The organism is Achromobacter sp. 413638 (assembly GCF_043119405.1).
In the GTDB taxonomy this organism is placed as follows: Bacteria; Pseudomonadota; Gammaproteobacteria; order Burkholderiales; family Burkholderiaceae_B; genus Achromobacter.
In genome coordinates this window covers 45460-60670 of the sequence record NZ_JBICCO010000034.1, presented here as the reverse complement: position 1 = coordinate 60670, position 15211 = coordinate 45460, and the positions used below count along the sequence as shown (strand labels likewise).

Annotated in this window: 12 protein-coding genes; 3 read left to right on the top strand and 9 right to left on the bottom strand. The window is 70.7% G+C overall.

Annotation, left to right across the window (positions count from 1 at the left end):
• Window positions 1-105 precede the first annotated feature (105 nt).
• The 8 genes from ACEU5R_RS15780 to ACEU5R_RS15745 form a co-directional block, all read right to left on the bottom strand.
• Window positions 106-1611, bottom strand: a complete 1506-nt coding sequence (locus ACEU5R_RS15780; protein ID WP_392410783.1) for a M81 family metallopeptidase — start codon at window positions 1609-1611, stop codon at window positions 106-108.
• Complete coding sequence (locus tag ACEU5R_RS15775) at window positions 1608-2267, bottom strand: ANTAR domain-containing response regulator (RefSeq protein WP_392410782.1); 660 nt, start codon at window positions 2265-2267, stop codon at window positions 1608-1610. Before ACEU5R_RS15775 ends, ACEU5R_RS15780 begins: the two co-directional genes overlap by 4 nt.
• Before the next feature lie 9 nt (window positions 2268-2276).
• Window positions 2277-3482 carry a transporter substrate-binding domain-containing protein gene (locus ACEU5R_RS15770; RefSeq protein ID WP_392410781.1) on the bottom strand — a complete coding sequence of 402 codons (1206 nt, stop codon included), beginning with the start codon at window positions 3480-3482 and terminating at the stop codon, window positions 2277-2279.
• Between the two features lie 10 nt (window positions 3483-3492).
• Window positions 3493-4254, bottom strand: coding sequence for an ABC transporter ATP-binding protein (locus tag ACEU5R_RS15765; RefSeq protein WP_392410787.1), 762 nt, complete (start codon window positions 4252-4254; stop codon window positions 3493-3495).
• Between the two features lie 2 nt (window positions 4255-4256).
• Complete coding sequence (locus tag ACEU5R_RS15760; protein WP_392410786.1) at window positions 4257-6050, bottom strand: ATP-binding cassette domain-containing protein; 1794 nt, start codon at window positions 6048-6050, stop codon at window positions 4257-4259.
• A gap of 33 nt (window positions 6051-6083) precedes the next feature.
• A complete protein-coding gene (locus tag ACEU5R_RS15755; RefSeq protein ID WP_103274696.1) occupies window positions 6084-6917 on the bottom strand; it encodes a branched-chain amino acid ABC transporter permease in 834 nt (277 codons plus the stop codon).
• A 164-nt stretch (window positions 6918-7081) separates the two neighbouring features.
• On the bottom strand, window positions 7082-8263 hold the full coding sequence (locus tag ACEU5R_RS15750; RefSeq protein ID WP_392410780.1) for a substrate-binding protein: 1182 nt from the start codon (window positions 8261-8263) through the stop codon (window positions 7082-7084).
• 71 nt (window positions 8264-8334) lie between these two features.
• The gene (locus ACEU5R_RS15745) at window positions 8335-9237 is read right to left on the bottom strand and encodes a nitrilase family protein (protein WP_392410779.1); all 903 of its coding nucleotides are present in this window, start codon (window positions 9235-9237) and stop codon (window positions 8335-8337) included.
• A gap of 408 nt (window positions 9238-9645) precedes the next feature.
• Between ACEU5R_RS15745 and ACEU5R_RS15740 the strand changes: the two genes are divergently transcribed.
• On the top strand, window positions 9646-11094 hold the full coding sequence (locus tag ACEU5R_RS15740) for a DHA2 family efflux MFS transporter permease subunit (protein ID WP_392410778.1): 1449 nt from the start codon (window positions 9646-9648) through the stop codon (window positions 11092-11094).
• Window positions 11095-11210: 116 nt separating this feature from the next.
• Window positions 11211-12392 (top strand): low temperature requirement protein A, encoded by a 1182-nt coding sequence (locus ACEU5R_RS15735; protein WP_392410777.1) that lies wholly within the window; start codon window positions 11211-11213, stop codon window positions 12390-12392.
• 19 nt (window positions 12393-12411) lie between these two features.
• Here the strand turns inward: ACEU5R_RS15735 and ACEU5R_RS15730 are convergent, their stop codons facing one another.
• The gene (locus ACEU5R_RS15730) at window positions 12412-13281 is read right to left on the bottom strand and encodes an IclR family transcriptional regulator (protein WP_392410776.1); all 870 of its coding nucleotides are present in this window, start codon (window positions 13279-13281) and stop codon (window positions 12412-12414) included.
• Window positions 13282-13474: 193 nt separating this feature from the next.
• On the opposite strand from ACEU5R_RS15730, the gene ACEU5R_RS15725 reads away from it, so the two are divergent.
• Window positions 13475-15154 (top strand): GMC family oxidoreductase, encoded by a 1680-nt coding sequence (locus ACEU5R_RS15725; protein WP_392410775.1) that lies wholly within the window; start codon window positions 13475-13477, stop codon window positions 15152-15154.
• Window positions 15155-15211: the final 57 nt, after the last annotated feature.

The window sequence follows — 15211 nt, the reverse complement described above, 5'->3', positions numbered from 1 at the left end:
AGCACGCCAACGGTGCCTTGGGCATTAACCCCATTTTGGGGGTGGGGGGGGGGGCGGGCGGCCCCCCCCCGCAAGCCGCCATTGGACAGGATAGCGGCCCGCCGTTCAAGCCTGGGCGCGATAGTCCTGCTGCGCCATCGGCTCCAGCGGATACAGCGGCCGCTGGCGGCGCTGGTAGGCGAACAGGTCGTAGTCCGAGCTGGTGACGCCCGGGCTGTCGCACTCGACCAGCGCGCCGGAGATGGGCACGAACACCGGCCGGCAATACATGCGCGACTTGACCAGGACGAAGCGCGCGGCGCGCGGGTCCAGGCCCAGGCTTTCGAACACGCCCAGGTCCCAGGGCTCGTGCGTGCGGCTGGTCAGCACCAGCTGCGCCGCGCCCAGGTCCAGCACCGCGCTGGGGCCCATGCAGGCGGTCTGCCCGGTGTAGGTCGGGCCGGTGATCACGTACTCGCCATTGGTGAGCGCGCGCACCACGCCGCGCAGCGTCACCGGCGCGGCGGCGCGGCCGATGGCGTCGATGGGCCGCTTGTTGCCCACCGGCAGCTCCACCGTGGCGCCCAGGCCCGCGCGCGCCATGGCCGCGACGGCCTCGGGATCGCAATACAGCCCGGCCTGGATGCCGGTCAGCCCCGCGTCCAGCGCCGCCATCAGCACGTCCATGGTGTCGCAGGTGCCGCCCGACATGCAGTTGTCGCCATGGTCCAGCAGCAGCACCGGTTTGTCCGCGCCTTCGGCCAGCCGGGCCGCGCGCGCCAGCGAATCGGCCAGCGGCTCGCTGCGGTAGTAGAAACCGTCGCGGTTGGCCCAGATCGCGTCGGCCAGCACCGCCACGGCGCGTTCGGCGGCCGCGCGTCCGGCCTCGCCCACGCCCACCGCCACCACGCTCAGGCAGGGCGCGGGGATGTCGGCCAGCGCGAAGCCGGCCAGCACCGACACGCCCAGCACCGCGCCCTGCTCGGCCTGGCGGGCGGCCTGCACCGCCTCGCGCATGGCGCCCTCGGCCGTGGCGCTGCGCAGCGTATGGGTCATCAGCGGCAAGCGACGCCAGGCCAGCGCCGGGCGCGGTCCGCCCGCCAGCCAGTCGAACAGGATGCGGCCGGCGTGCTCGCCGGTTTCGTACATGTCGACGTGGGGATAGGTCTTGAAGCTGATGATGACGTCGGCGTTGTCCACCATCTTCTGCGTGACGTTGCCGTGCAGGTCCAGCGCCACGGCCACCGGCACGCCCGGCGCGGCCCGGCGCAGCCGTTCCAGCAGGTCGCCCTCGCCGTCGTCGGTGGTCTCGACCGCCATGGCGCCATGCAGATCCAGCAGCAGCGCGTCGCAGCCGGGCGCGGCGGCGACGATGCGGTCGCATAGTTCCCTGTAGGCCGCGCCGTCCACCCGCCCGCTGGGGTAGGCCGTGGCCGACACCGGCGTGACCAGCCCGGCGCCGCGCGCTTCGGCCAGGTCGATGAAGGCGGACATGGCGGTGCGCTTGCCCTTGTTCTCTTCGTAGGCGGCGGCGTCGTAGGTCGGGCCGTCGTTGCCGAAGGCGGACAGCGGCGTGGGCACCGGCGAGAACGTGTTGGTCTCGTGGTTCATGCGCGCGATCAGGACTTTCATGTGGGGTCTCCCTTGGTTTTTTCTGTCGTGCCCGGTGCGCGCGCCGACGCGCCGCCCAGGCCGAGTTTTTCCATGGCCTCGCTGGCCTCGACGATCATGGCGGCCACCTCGGCCACGCTGACCCGCAGGCGGGTGGCGCGCGAACGCATGTGCTCGTAGGCCTCGCGCTCGTCCACCCGCTGGTTGTCCATCAGCGCGCGAATCGCCTTCTCGATCACGCGGCGCGCCTTGATGGTGCCCTCAAGCTTATCGATCTTGTTCTGCTGGCGGTTCTGGAACAGCTTGGCCGAGCGCGCCAGCACCAGCGTGCTGAGGATGCCGGCCGAGCGGAACGGCCGCGTCAGCACGCCGTGAGCGTTGGTCTTGAGCAGCTGCTTGAGCGTGGTCGGCGTCTCGTAGTCCGACAGCGCGATCAGCGTGGCCTCGGCCTCGCTGGCCGACCAGGCGGCGCTGTTCTGCCCGCACTGCGACACCAGGAAGAACACCACGTCGGCGCCCGCCGGTGGACAATCCGGGAACGGCCAGTGCAGATGGATGCGGCAGCCGATGCGCTTGAGCTGCTCGACCAGCAGGTCGCGGTCCTCGCCGGGCGGATAGACCACGGCCACCGCGATGCTGCGCAGGTCCTCGTAGAGGCGGCGTAGGCTATGGTCCATGTCGGCGCCCTATTCCAGCCAGAAGGCGTCTAGCCCCAGCGACGTCATGTACGGATCCGGCCGCACCGCCGCGTCGCTCTGCCAGACCACGTCGAAGCCGCCGTCGGGCCGGCACACGCCGATGCGCGGCGTCAGGGCGCAATGATTGTTCTCGGGCAGCACCGCCAGCGGGCCGCCCGGCGCGTCGAAGGCCACCTGGTGCACCGCCTGCACCAGCTTGCGGGTGTCCTGGCTGCCCGCGCGCTGCAAGGCGCGGGCGTACAGGTGCACCTGGCTGTAGGATGCCTCGGCGTAGACGCTGGCCGGCCGCTCGCCGAAGCGCTGCCGCCAGCGCGCCAGGAAATGCGCGTTGGCCGGCGTGTCCACCGAATTGAAATACGTGGCCGCGGTGATGTGGCCGGCGCACAGGGCCGGGCCGACCTGGGCCACCTCGGCCTCGGTCATGGTCAGGCTGGCGATGGGCATGCGCGCGGCCGACAGGCCCATCTCGTGATAGCGGCGGTAGAAGCGCTCGGCGTCCGAGCCGATCAGCGTCGAGAACACCACGTCCGGCTGGATGCGGCGGATGTCCTCGACAACCTCGTTGATGTCGGCCTGGTCGCAGCCCAGCCGCAGATAGGTTTCGTCGAGGATCTCGCCGCCGTGCTGCTCGACGGTGTCGCGCATGATGCGGTTGGTCTCGCGCGGATAGATGTAGTCGGCGCCCACCAGGAAGATGCGCGAGCCGCAATGCCGGATCAGGTAGGCCGCCAGCTGCATGCTGCCCTGGTTGGGCGCGGCGCCCGTGTAGATGACGTTGGGCGAATACTCGAAACCTTCGTAGACCGAGGCGTACCACAGCAGCGAGTTGCTGCGCTCGACCACCGGCAGCATGGCCTTGCGGCAATGCGAGGTGCAGCCGCCGAAGATCACGTTGACCTCGTCGTCCAGCAGCAGCCGGCCGGCCAGCCGGCGGTATTCCTCGCTCTCGCTGCGCGGGTCGTAGACCACCGGCTCCAGCGGCCGGCCCAGCACGCCGCCCAGCGCATTGATCTCTTCCACGGCCAGCACCGTGCCGAAGAAATGCTGCGACTCGGTGGTGCCGCTGACGCCGCTGCGCGAGTACAGCACGCCGATGCGCCAGCCGGGCACGGCCGGGGCCGGCGGCGTTGCGGAATTCGGGATCGGCGCGTTGCCGTCATTGGCCTGCGTCATGGCGTCGGGATCCGGGTTCATGCCTGCGGGTTCATACCTTCAGGTGATCAATGATATGGCCTGCGGCCCCGGCCGCGCCAGCCTCGCCCTGGTCGACGATGGCGCCCTGCTTCAGGATCAGGTAGCGGTCGGCCACCTTGAGCGCGAAGGCCACGTTCTGCTCGACGATGAACATGCTGGTGCCGCGCCGCTCGCGCTCCCAGGCCAGCGCGCCGGCCAGCCGGTCGATCACCGAGGGCTGCAGGCCTTCGGTGATCTCGTCCAGCAGCAGCAAGGCGGGCCGCTGCATCAGCCCGCGCGCCACCAGCAGCATCTTCTGCTCGCCGCCCGACAGGGTGCCGGCATGCTGGCGCAGCCGGCTGGCGAACACCGGAAACAACTGCGCCACGTCGGCGAAGCGCTCGTCGAACAGCCGGTCGGACGGCAGGCCCAGCCGCAGGTTGTCGCGGATGCTCAGATCCGGGAAAAGCGCCTGTTCCTGCGCGGCATAGGCCACGCCATGGCGCGCCACGTCCTGCGGCCGCATGCGCGTGGCGTCCGCGCCGCCCAGCCGCACCCGGCCGCCGGCCTTGGGCAGATAGCCCATCACCGTCTTGAGCAGCGTGCTCTTGCCCATGCCGTTCTTGCCCAGCAGCGCCACGCAGGCCCCGGGCTCCACCGCCAGCGACACGTCGCGCAGCACCAGCGCCGACTTGTAGCCGCTGGACACGCCCTCCAGGGCCAGGGCGGGCTGGCCGCCCTGCCCGCCCGCACCGGCGCGTCCGTCCGCCTTCGCCTGTCCATTCGCCTGCATGTTCATTGCCGCGCCTCCTCTGCCACCGCCTGCGCGCTGCCGGCGTAGATGGCGCGCACCAGCGCCGACTCCATCACCTCCTGGAAACTGCCGTCCATCACGATGCGCCCCTGGTGCAGCACCACGATGCGCGTGGCCACCTCGGCCACGAAATCCAGGTCGTGCTCGACCAGCAGGCAACACAGCCCGTAGCGCCGCGACAGCGAAGACAGCACCTCGCCGATGCGGGTGCGCTCGGCCTTGCTCAGGCCCGCCGTGGGCTCGTCCAGCAACACGACGCGCGGCTCCAGCGCCAGCACCATGGCCAGTTCCAACGCCTGCTGCTGGCCGTGCGACAGGTCGCGCGCTGGGCGGTCCAGGCACTGATCCAGTTCCGTCATGCGCAGCACTTCCAGCGCGTAGGGCGGCAGCCGCAGCTCGGGCGCGCGCCGCAGCCAGGACGGGCGCTCGCGGATGGCCGAGGCGATGCGCAGGCTTTCCGCCACCGTCATGCTGTCGAAGATGTTGGCGTTCTGGAACTTGCGGCCCAGCCCGGCGCGCACGCAGAACGCCGGCCCCTCGCGCCGTATGGTCCGGCCGCACAGCTCGATCTCGCCGGCCGAGCGCTCGGCGCCGTCGGCGATGCAGCGCATCAGCGTGGTCTTGCCCGCGCCGTTCGGGCCGATCAGTCCCAGCAGCTCGCCGCCGCCGGCCTTCAGGTCGATGCCTTCCAGCACCTGCAGGCTGCCGAAGCGCTTGGCCACGCCGCGCAGGCTCAACCCCGCCGCGCCTTCCGGCGCCGGCGGCCTGGCGGTCAGCGCCGGCGCGGTCGCGGCGGCCGCGCGCCGTTTCGGCCCCAGCAGCAGCGGCAGCAGCCCGCGCGGCAGCAGCAGGATGACCACGATGAAGGTCACGCCCAGCAGCAACTGCCACACGAAGGGCATGTAGCCGCTCAGGTACGAGGCCGCCAGGTTGATCAGGATCGCGCCCAGCACCGGCCCCCAGATCGTGCCGCGCCCGCCCAGCGCCACCCAGATGATCAGCTCGGTGCCGAACACGAAGCCGGTCAGCTCCGGCGCCACCACGCCGCTGAAGGCGCCGTAGCCGAAGCCCGCCAGCGCCGCCACCACGCCGCACGCGACCAGCAGCGCGATACGCCAGCGCGCCGTGTCCAGCCCCAGGTAGCTGCAACGCGATTCGTTGTCGCGCAGCGCCGCCAGGATGCGGCCGGCGTCGCTGCGCGTCACCGTCCAGGCCAGCAGCGCCACCGCCGACAGCGCGCCCGCCGCCACCACGTACCAGGCCTGCAGCGACAGGTCGAAGCTGTCGTAGCCGGTCAGCCCCGAGGACGAGCCGGTATAGGTGCCGCCGGACAGCGCCACCTGGGTCAGCACGATGGGCAGCACCAGCGATATCACCGTGGCGAAGAACGGCGAGGCTCCCCTGTAGAAGGACAGCCAGCCCGTCACCAGCGCCAGCGCCGCCGAGGCCAGCGCCGCCGCCAGCACGGCCAGCGCCGCCACTCCGGGCGAGAAGCCGAAATGCGTGAAGGCCAGCCCGGCCGCATAGGCGCCCACGCCGAAGAACGCCGACTGCCCGAAGGTCAGGTAGCCGGTATAGCCCCACAGCAGGTCGACCGTCACCGCGGCGATGGCGAAGAACAGCGCCTTGATCAGCACGTTCAGCAGATAGGTGTCGAACAGCCAGGGGCCGGCCACGGTCAGTGCCAGGCATAGCGCCGCCAGCGCGCCCAGATCGCGGCCGTTGCGGCGCGCGCGGCCCGCTGGCGCTTCGCGTTCCAACAAGGTGTCAGTCATCATGAATTCTCCGTGGCGCGCGCCACTACCGCGTCAGTCATGGGAAAAGCCCTGCGGACGGATGCGCAGCGTCAGCGCCGCCAGCACGGCGATCGTGACGCCGCCCAGGATCGGGCTGAGGTACACGCTCACCAGCACCTGGCAGGCGCCGTACACCAGGCAGGTCAGCAGCAGCGCGCCGATCGAATGGCCGGACACCATCACCAGCATGAAGGCGCTGACCAGCCAGGGCAGGCCCATGTTCGGATCGACGCTGGACAGCGGCGTGATCAGCGCGCCGGCCAGCGCGCCCAGGCCCGCGCCCAGGCCGAAAGTCGCCAGGCGGATGCGCTCGGCCTGGATGCCCAGCCCGCGCGCCAGGTTCTCGTTCATGATGACGGCGCGCGTGCGCACGCCAAAGCGCGTGCGGTTCAGCAGCAGCGTCAGCAGCAGGTACAGCAGCAACGCCGCCGGGATCAGGAACAGCCGGTAGGCCGAGTACTCCGTGCCCAGCAAGCTCGCCGCGCCCTGCACCGGCGAATCGACGAACTGCACCTCGCGGCCGAAGGCCATGGTGATGAGCTGGCCGATCACGATGCCCAGGCCCCAGGTCGCCAGGATGGCGTCCAGCGGCCGTTTGTACAGCGGCTGCACGATCAGCCGCTCGACCAGCAATCCGGTGGCCACGCCCGCCGCCAGCGCGGCCGGCAGCGCCAGCCAGGGGTTCAGCCCCAGCTGCGTCACCACCAGGCTGGCGTAGCTGCCCAGCGTGATGATGGCGCCATGGGCGAAGTTCACGATCTTCATCACCCCGAAAATGATCATCAGCCCGGCGGTCACGATGAACAGCATGGCCGCGGTGCTCAGGATGTCCAGCAACAATCCCATCGTCTTCTCCGGCGGCCGCCCGACTGGCGAGCGGCGCGCATCCAACACAGTTTGCCGCGCCCCGGCAATACGCCTGGCGGGGCCGCACGGAGCCGGCTTCGCCGGTCCGTGGCGGCGTCCCCTTTCGAGGGGGAGCGCGTGGCGCTTCGGGGGTGGGCCTCACCTCACTTAAGATCCGGACACTGGGCGCCAGGGTCGACGTTCTCGAAGGTCTGCAGGATCTTGATGGACCCGTCCTGCTGCACCTGACCCAGCCGCATGGTCAGCGCGGCATGGCGCTGGCGGTCCATCTTCACCACCCCGCGCGGACCGTCGAAGGACACCTGGCTCAGCGCCGCCACGATCTTCTGCGCATCCATGCCGCCGGCCTTTTCCACCGCAGCCTTGTACAGGTAGAACCCCTCGTACTGCGGCTCGGACAGGTCATTGGCGGTCTTGGCCTGGTCGCCGAACTTGGCTTTCAGCGCGGCCAGGAATTTGTGGTTCTGCGCGTTGTCGATGCTGGTCAGGTAGGACGCCGACATGTACATGCCCGCCGCCGTGTCGCCCATGGTCCTGGCCGTGCCTTCGTCGATGGCCAGGTTGCCATAGGGCATGGACAGTCCGGCCGCGCGGATCTGCTTGGCCAGGCCCACGTTGGGACTGCCGCCCGCGGTGGAGCTGATCAGCGCGCCGGGCTGGGCCGAGCGGATCTTGGAGACGATGGGCGTCCAGTCGGTGCCGTCCATGGGCAGGTATTCCTCGCCCACCACCTTGCCACCCTGCTTCTCGATGTACTCGCGGGTGAACTTGAGCATGCCCCGGCCAAAGGCGTAGTCGCTGCCGACCAGGAAGAAGGTCTTGACGCCGCGCTCCTTCATGAAGTGGTCGACGATGGGCGCGACCTGCTGCTCCGGCACCCAGCCGTTGACGTGCATCCAGCGGTTGCAGGAACGGCCTTCGTAGAACGAGCTGTAGATGTACGGGATCTTGCCCCGGTTGATGATGGGCAGCGCGGCGTTGCGCGCCGCGCTGGTTTCCATGGCGATCACGGCGTCCACTTTCTTCTGGAACACCAGCGTGTCGTAGGCCTTTTGCGCGCCCACCGCCGACGAGGCGTCGTCGGCGATCTCCAGCACCACCTGGCGGCCCAGGATGCCACCGGCGGCGTTGATCTCGTCGGCGGCCAACTGCGAGGCCTGCACCACGGCCGGCGCGATCACGCTGTTGGCGCCGGACAGGCCCACCGGCACGCCGATGCGCAAGGGTTCGGCGGCCTGCGCGGACGCGGACGCGCCCAGCAGGGCGACCACCGACAGGCGCAGCAGGAAGTTGCAATACGGAAGACGGCGTTGCGAAATGCTCATGGTTTTCTCCTTGGGGGCCGGCGGTGGTCCGCCGTTCGGATGTGCTGCGGGTTCGCTGCTGGATTCGCTATTCAGGTCACGGTCCTGTCCGCCGCCGGCGATGGGCCGGCGCCAAGCATTTCGTCGTACACGTCGCGGCGCCGGTCGCGCAGCACGTGGTTGAAGGCGTTGAGCTGGCGCGCGCGGCGCGCGGCCTTCAGGTCCACCGCCGCGACCAGGATCTCTTCCCGGTCGTGGCTGGCCGGCCCCGCCACCGTCCAGCCCTGCGCGCCCACGATCAGGCTGCGGCCGACGAAGGGCTGGCCGCGCTCGATGCCCACGCGGTCGGCGCAGGCCACGGTCAGGCCGTTGCTGTGAGCGCCGGCGATCGCCAGCGCGTGCGCCATCGCCGGGCCGTCAGGCGTCTGCCCCGGCATCGGCACCCAGTTGGTGGGCACGGCCACGATGTCCGCGCCGCGCATCGCCAGCAGCCGGTAGACCTCGGGGAACCAGCCGTCGTAGCAGATGGCCACGCCCAGCCGGCCGAACTCGGTGTGGAACACCGGCAGGCCCAGGTCGCCCGGTTCGAAATACAGGTTCTCGTCGCCCCACAGGTGCAGCTTGCGGTAGGTGCCCAGATAGCCTTGCGGGCCGGCGACCAGCGCAGAGTTGTAGAGCCGGCCGCCGTCGCGCTCGGCGATGCCGGCCACCAGATGGATGCCCAGCCGTTGCGCCAGCGCGATCCAGGCGCGCGCGCTGGGGCCGTCCGGCACTGTCTCGGCCAGCGCGTAGGCTTCCTCGCGGCTTTCGAACATGTAACCGGTATTGGCCAGCTCGGGCAGCACCACCAGTCGCGCGCCCTGGGCGGCGGCCTGTTCGACCAGCGTCCCGGCGCGCGCCACGTTGGCGGCGACCTCGCCCATCGCCGGGGCCATCTGCACGCAGGCGATCCGCAAATCGGCGGCGGGCGGATGCTGCGGGGAAGACTCTTGCATGCCATCTCCTTCATTTCTGGAACAGAACGCGACGCACGATCCGACGACGAAAACAAAAAGCCCCCGACCACGCGCTGCGTGCATATCGGGGGCTTTCATAGCCAGAAGGTGAATTCAGGCGGCAATCATTGCCGCGGGTACCGCCACTGCCGGCGCGCCGTGCGCGCCGCGGTCGAAGCTGACCTTGGCTCGCATGATAGAAAGGCCGGCGGCGGCGCGGCAATAAGAGATTTCCCGGACAAATCGTCTCGAAATGACACCACTACCGGCATCGCCGGCGTTACTATCGCGCTCCGGAAAATTCCGCGGACCGCGCCTTGCCCGCGCGCCGCGCCTGGACGATCGCGCACGCAGGGGGCTCATGCGCGACGGCTTCCGGTGTCCTTCGGCCCCCGGGAGCAACAATCGATGACGCATGACCTGCATGGCAAGCAACGATGGTGGGCGCTGATGGTGCTCTGCCTGGGCGTGTTGATGATCGTCCTGGACACCACCATCGTCAACGTCGCCCTGCCCTCGATCCGCGAAGACCTGCAATTCACCGAGACCGCGCTGGTCTGGGTGGTCAACGCCTACATGCTGACCTTCGGCGGCTTCCTGCTGCTGGGCGGACGGCTGGGCGACCTGTACGGCTCGCGCCGCATGTTCCTGGCTGGCCTGACGCTGTTCACCGTCGCGTCGCTGGCCTGTGGACTGGCCCAGGGGCAAACGCTGCTGATCGTCGCGCGCGCCGCGCAAGGCCTGGGCGGCGCCGTGGTCTCGGCGGTGTCGCTGTCGCTGATCATGAACCTCTTCACCGAGCCGGGTGAACGCGCCCGCGCCATGGGCGTGTACGGCTTCGTCTGCGCCGGCGGCGGCAGCATCGGCGTGCTGCTGGGCGGCCTCCTGACCAGCGCGCTGAGCTGGCACTGGATCTTCCTGGTCAACATCCCGATCGGCGTGCTGGTCTACGCGCTGTGCCTGCGGCTGCTGCCGGCGTCCCGGCCCGCTCCGGCCGGCACCCGGCTGGACGCGGGCGGCGCGCTGACCGTGACGGCCTCGCTGCTGCTGGCGGTCTACGCGGTGGTCAACGGCAACGAGGCCGGCTGGACCTCGGCGCAGTCGCTGTCGCTGCTGGGCGCGGCGGCGCTGTTGATGGCGCTGTTCCTGGCGATCGAGGCGCGCTCGTCCGACCCGCTGATGCCGCTGTCCATGTTCCGCCTGCGCAACCTGGCCACCGCCAACGTCGTGGCGGTGCTGTGGGCCGCCGCGATGTTCGCGTGGTTCTTCGTGTCGGCGCTCTACATGCAGCGCGTGCTGGGCTATGACGCCATGCAGGTGGGCCTGGCCTTCCTGCCCGGCAACCTGATCATGGCGGTGTTCTCGCTGGGCCTGTCGGCCAAGCTGGTGATGCGCTTCGGCATCCGCGGGCCGCTGGCCTGGGGGCTGGCGCTGGCGGCCCTGGGGCTGGCGCTGTTCGCGCGCGCGCCCATCGACGGCAGCTTCACGCTCGACGTGCTGCCTGCGATGGTGCTGCTGGGGCTGGGCGCAGGCGTGGCCTTCAATCCCATGCTGCTGGCCGCCATGAGCGACGTCGAGCCGTCGCGCTCCGGCCTGGCCTCGGGCCTGGTCAACACCGCCTTCATGATGGGCGGCGCGCTGGGACTGGCGGCGCTGGCCAGCCTGGCCGCCGCGCGCAGCGCCGGACTGGCGGCGGCCGGGGCCGCCCCGCAGGCCGCATTGAACGGCGGCTACCAGGCCACCTTTCTGGCCGGCGCCCTCATCGCCGGCGTCGCGGCGCTGCTCAGCGCCGCGCTGGTGCGCACGCGCAACCATGAGCTGGCGCGGCCGGCCGGCGACACGCCGCCCATGCACTAAGGCGAGGCGGGCGTGGCGTCGCCGCCACGCCCGGCCGGACTTTGCAGAGCTTGACGGTCCGGCGCGGACAGGCTTGCGCTAATCTGGCTGCGCCACCACAGCCAGGCAGCCTCCTCATGACCTTTCTCGCAAGCGCCAACCTGCTGCGCCGCCGCGACGGCCACGAAGCCCGCGTCACCTTCGTCGAGCTGTTCTTCGATCTGGTGTACGTCTTCGCGGTCACCCAGATCTCCCACAGCCTGCTGCACGACCTGACCCTGATGGGCGCGCTGCACGCGCTGGTCTTGTGGTTCGCCGTCTGGCTGGGCTGGCAGTACACCTGCTGGGTCACGAACTGGTTCGATCCCGACGCCGTGCCCATGCGCGTGATGCTGTTCGCCGTGATGCTGGCCGGCCTGGTCTCGGGCGCCGCCCTGCCCGGCGCCTTCGGCGCCACCGGGCTGGTGTTCGCCATCAGCTACGTGGTGATCCAGGTGGGCCGCACGCTGTTCATCGTGCTGCACCTGGGGCCGTCGCATCCGCTCTCGCCCAACTTTCGCCGCATGCTGGCCTGGCTGTGCGTGTCGGCGGTCCTGTGGATCGCCGGCGGCCTGTCGCAGGACGACACGCGGCTGGCGCTGTGGGCGCTGGCGGTGGCCTGCGAATACCTGTCGCCCATGATCGGCTTCCGCTTCCCCGGCCTGGGCCGTTCCGCCACGCGCGAATGGACCATCGAGGGCGGCCACCTGGCCGAGCGCTGTCAGCTCTTCGTCATCGTGGCGCTGGGCGAGACCCTGCTGATCACCGGCGCCACGCTGGCTGGCCTGGACAACTGGCACGCGCCGGCGCTGATCGCGCTGCTGGCCGCCTTCCTCGGCACCGCCGCGATGTGGTGGGTGTACTTCGACACCAGCAGCCATGACGGCACCGAGGCCATCGTGCATTCGGACGATCCGGGCCGCATCGGCGCCTGGTTCCACTACGTGCACGTGATCCTGATCGCCGGCGTGATCGTCTCGGCCGTGGCCAACGAACTGGTCATCCTGCATCCGGACGGCCGCAACACCATGCCGGCCGCCGCCGCGCTGATCGGCGGCCCGGCGCTATACCTCGCCGGCAACGGCATCTACAAGACCGTGGTCTACGGCCGCTTCCCCTTGTCGCACGTGGTCGGCCTGTTGCTGCTGGCCGTGCTGGCGCCCATCGCCTTCGTCACCGACAACCTGATGGTGGGCGGCCTGACCACGCTGATCATGATCCTGGTGGCGGCCTGGGAAAGCGTGGCGCGGCGCAAGGCTCGCGCCGCCGCCCCGCACTGAGCCGGGGCGCGCGCCCCGATCAGCCGGCCGCCGCCCGCTGCGAGAACACCTCGCGCATGGCCTCGGCCGCCCGCTGCATCACCGGCACGGCGCGCAGCAGATCGTCCAGCATCACCCGCGCCGTCGGCGCATGGCAGGCCACGGCCGCCACCACGCGATCTTCCTCGTCGCGCACCGGTACCGCCACCGCGCTCATGCCGCGCACGAACTCCTCGTTGTCGATGCCGATGCCGCGCGCGGCCAGGCGCTCCAGCTCTTCCTCCAGCTGCTCGGGCCGGGTCAGCGTGCGCGGCGTGTTGCGCGTGAGCGGCAGCCGAGCCACCACGCGCGCGCGTTCCAGCCGGCTCATCGAGGCCAGGAACAGCTTGCCGCTGGCGGTGCAGTGCATGGGCACGTGGCTGCCCACCGCGAAGATCAGCCGCAACGGCTCGGCGGTTTCGACGCGCTCCATGTAGATGACGCGGTCGCCGTCCGGCGCGGTCAGGTTGCAGGTCTCTCCCAGCGTGCCGGCCAGCTGCGCCAGCACCGCGCGGCAGGCGCGCGTGTAGGCCGAGGCGCGCAGCGTGGCCAGCGCCAGCGCGCCGGCCTGCGGCCCCGGCACGTAGCCGCGCTCGACCGGCGTGGCGGCGACGAAGCCGGCGCGCTGCATCGCGGCCAGCAGCCGCATCAGGGTGGTCTTGGGCATGGCCAGACGCTGCGCCAGCTGGGCCAGCGTGGGCGGATGCTGGGCCCGGGCCAGATGGTCCAGCACATGCAGGGCGCGCAGGCTGCGCGCCTCCTCCAGCCGCGACCCGGCGTCCTCGTCCCGGCCGTCCTGGATGCCGCCATCGGCGCCGTCCCGCGATGCTGCACTGCGATTTTGAAACCGAAGCCCCATGTTCTGTTCCATTTCCCGCCCCGCGCGCCGATTGCGCTTGGCCCGGCGCGCGCGCTTCCTAGAATCGCCTCAAGCCTCGCGGGCCGTGCTCGCGCCGCGAGGAACCCGGCCAGTATATAAGCGCCCCCGGCCCCGGCAAGCAGGAAAAAACGCGTCGTGGCGGACGCGCGCTTGCGCAGGCCCGGGCGCCAGGGAGACAGGCGGCATGTCGGACACAGTGGACTACATCGTGGTGGGCGCCGGTTCGGCCGGATGCGTGCTGGCCAACCGGCTGAGCGAGGACGGCGCGCATGCCGTCTGCCTGCTGGAGGCCGGTCCGCGCGACCGCTATCCGTGGATACACATCCCCATCGGCTACGGCAAGACCATGTTCCACAAGGAAGTGAACTGGGGCTACTACACCGATCCCGATCCCAACATGCTGGGCCGCCGCATCTACTGGCCGCGCGGCCGCACGCTGGGCGGCTCCAGCGCCATCAATGGCCTGATCTATATCCGGGGCCAGCGCGCCGACTACGATGCCTGGGCCGCCGCCGGCAATCCCGGCTGGCGCTGGGAAGACTGCCTGCCCTACTTCCGCCGGCTGGAGGACAACGACCTGGGCGAGAGCCCGACGCGCGGCGTGGGCGGCCCGCTGAGCGCCACCTCGATCAAGACGCCGCATCCGCTGGTCGAGGCCATGATCGAGGCCGCCGCCGGCCTGGGCGTGCCGCGCGTGCGCGACTTCAACACCGGCGAACAGGAAGGCGCGGGCTATTACCAGCTCACCACGCGCAACGGCCGGCGCTGCTCCACCGCCGTGGCCTACCTGCGTCCGGCCGAGGGCCGGCCCAACCTGCGCGTGCAGACCGGCGCCCACGCCATGGCCGTGCTGTTCGAGGGCCGCCGCGCCTGCGGCGTGCGCTACCGCGTCGACGGCGAGGTGCGCACGCTGCGAGCCCGGCGCGAGGTGCTGCTGTGCGCCGGCGCGCTGCAATCGCCGCAGCTGCTGCAGCTGTCCGGGGTCGGGCCGGCGGCGCTGCTGCGCCAGCACGGCATCGGCGTGGTGCGCGACCTGCCGGGCGTGGGCGAGAACCTGCAGGACCATCTGCAGATCCGGCTGATCTACGAGACCCGCCGTCCCATCACCACCAACGACCAGCTGCGCACGCTGGCCGGGCGCGCGCGCATCGGCCTGCAATGGCTGCTGTTCCGCGACGGGCCGCTGGCGGTCGGCATCAACCAGGGCGGCCTGTTCTGCCGCGTGGATCCGGCCAGCGCCACGCCGGACACGCAGTTCCATTTCGCCACGCTGTCGGCCGACATGGCCGGCGGCAAGGTGCATCCGTTCTCGGGCTGCACCTACTCGGTGTGCCAGTTGCGGCCCAGCTCGCGCGGCCATGTGCGGCTGCGCAGCGCCGATCCCTTCGAGGCCCCGTCCATGCAGCCGAACTACCTGTCCACCGAGCTGGACCGCCGCATGGCGGTGGATGCGGTCAAATACGCGCGCCGGCTGGCGGCCGCCGAGCCGCTGGCCGGGCTGATGAAACGCGAGTTCCGGCCCGGCCCCGAGGTGCGCGACGACGACGAGATCCTGCACTTCTGCCGCGAATACGGCGCCACCATCTTTCATCCTTCGGGCACGGCCAAGATGGGGCCGGCCGACGATCCGCTGGCGGTGGTGGACGAGCGGCTGCGCGTGCGCGGCGTGGCCGGGCTGCGCGTGGTCGACTGCTCGGTCATGCCGACGCTGGTGTCGGGCAACACGAACGCGCCCGTGATCATGCTGGCCGAGCGCGCGGCCGAATTCATATTGCAGGAACAGTCCCTGCCCGCGACGCCAGGCGCCGCCTCGCTGGAGGCATGCACGCGGACGGGCGAGGCCGGCGCCACGGCAGCCCGATGATGCGGCATCCGCCAGTCCAACCGTAGCACCCCCAACGGCCAGGCGCGGCGCAGACCG

Excerpts from the sequence above, each read along its gene's own strand:
- ACEU5R_RS15775 (WP_392410782.1), bottom strand. The coding sequence starts at position 2,267 with ATGGACCATAGCCTACGCCGCCTCTACGAGGACCTGCGCAGCATCGCG.
- ACEU5R_RS15745 (WP_392410779.1), bottom strand. The coding sequence starts at position 9,237 with ATGCAAGAGTCTTCCCCGCAGCATCCGCCCGCCGCCGATTTGCGGATC.
- ACEU5R_RS15735 (WP_392410777.1), top strand. The coding sequence starts at position 11,211 with ATGACCTTTCTCGCAAGCGCCAACCTGCTGCGCCGCCGCGACGGCCAC.
- ACEU5R_RS15780 (WP_392410783.1), bottom strand. The coding sequence starts at position 1,611 with ATGAAAGTCCTGATCGCGCGCATGAACCACGAGACCAACACGTTCTCG.
- ACEU5R_RS15770 (WP_392410781.1), bottom strand. The coding sequence starts at position 3,482 with ATGAACCCGGATCCCGACGCCATGACGCAGGCCAATGACGGCAACGCG.
- ACEU5R_RS15730 (WP_392410776.1), bottom strand. The coding sequence starts at position 13,281 with ATGGAACAGAACATGGGGCTTCGGTTTCAAAATCGCAGTGCAGCATCG.
- ACEU5R_RS15755 (WP_103274696.1), bottom strand. The coding sequence starts at position 6,917 with ATGGGATTGTTGCTGGACATCCTGAGCACCGCGGCCATGCTGTTCATC.
- ACEU5R_RS15725 (WP_392410775.1), top strand. The coding sequence starts at position 13,475 with ATGTCGGACACAGTGGACTACATCGTGGTGGGCGCCGGTTCGGCCGGA.
- ACEU5R_RS15765 (WP_392410787.1), bottom strand. The coding sequence starts at position 4,254 with ATGCAGGCGAATGGACAGGCGAAGGCGGACGGACGCGCCGGTGCGGGC.
- ACEU5R_RS15750 (WP_392410780.1), bottom strand. The coding sequence starts at position 8,263 with ATGAGCATTTCGCAACGCCGTCTTCCGTATTGCAACTTCCTGCTGCGC.
- ACEU5R_RS15760 (WP_392410786.1), bottom strand. The coding sequence starts at position 6,050 with ATGACTGACACCTTGTTGGAACGCGAAGCGCCAGCGGGCCGCGCGCGC.
- ACEU5R_RS15740 (WP_392410778.1), top strand. The coding sequence starts at position 9,646 with ATGACGCATGACCTGCATGGCAAGCAACGATGGTGGGCGCTGATGGTG.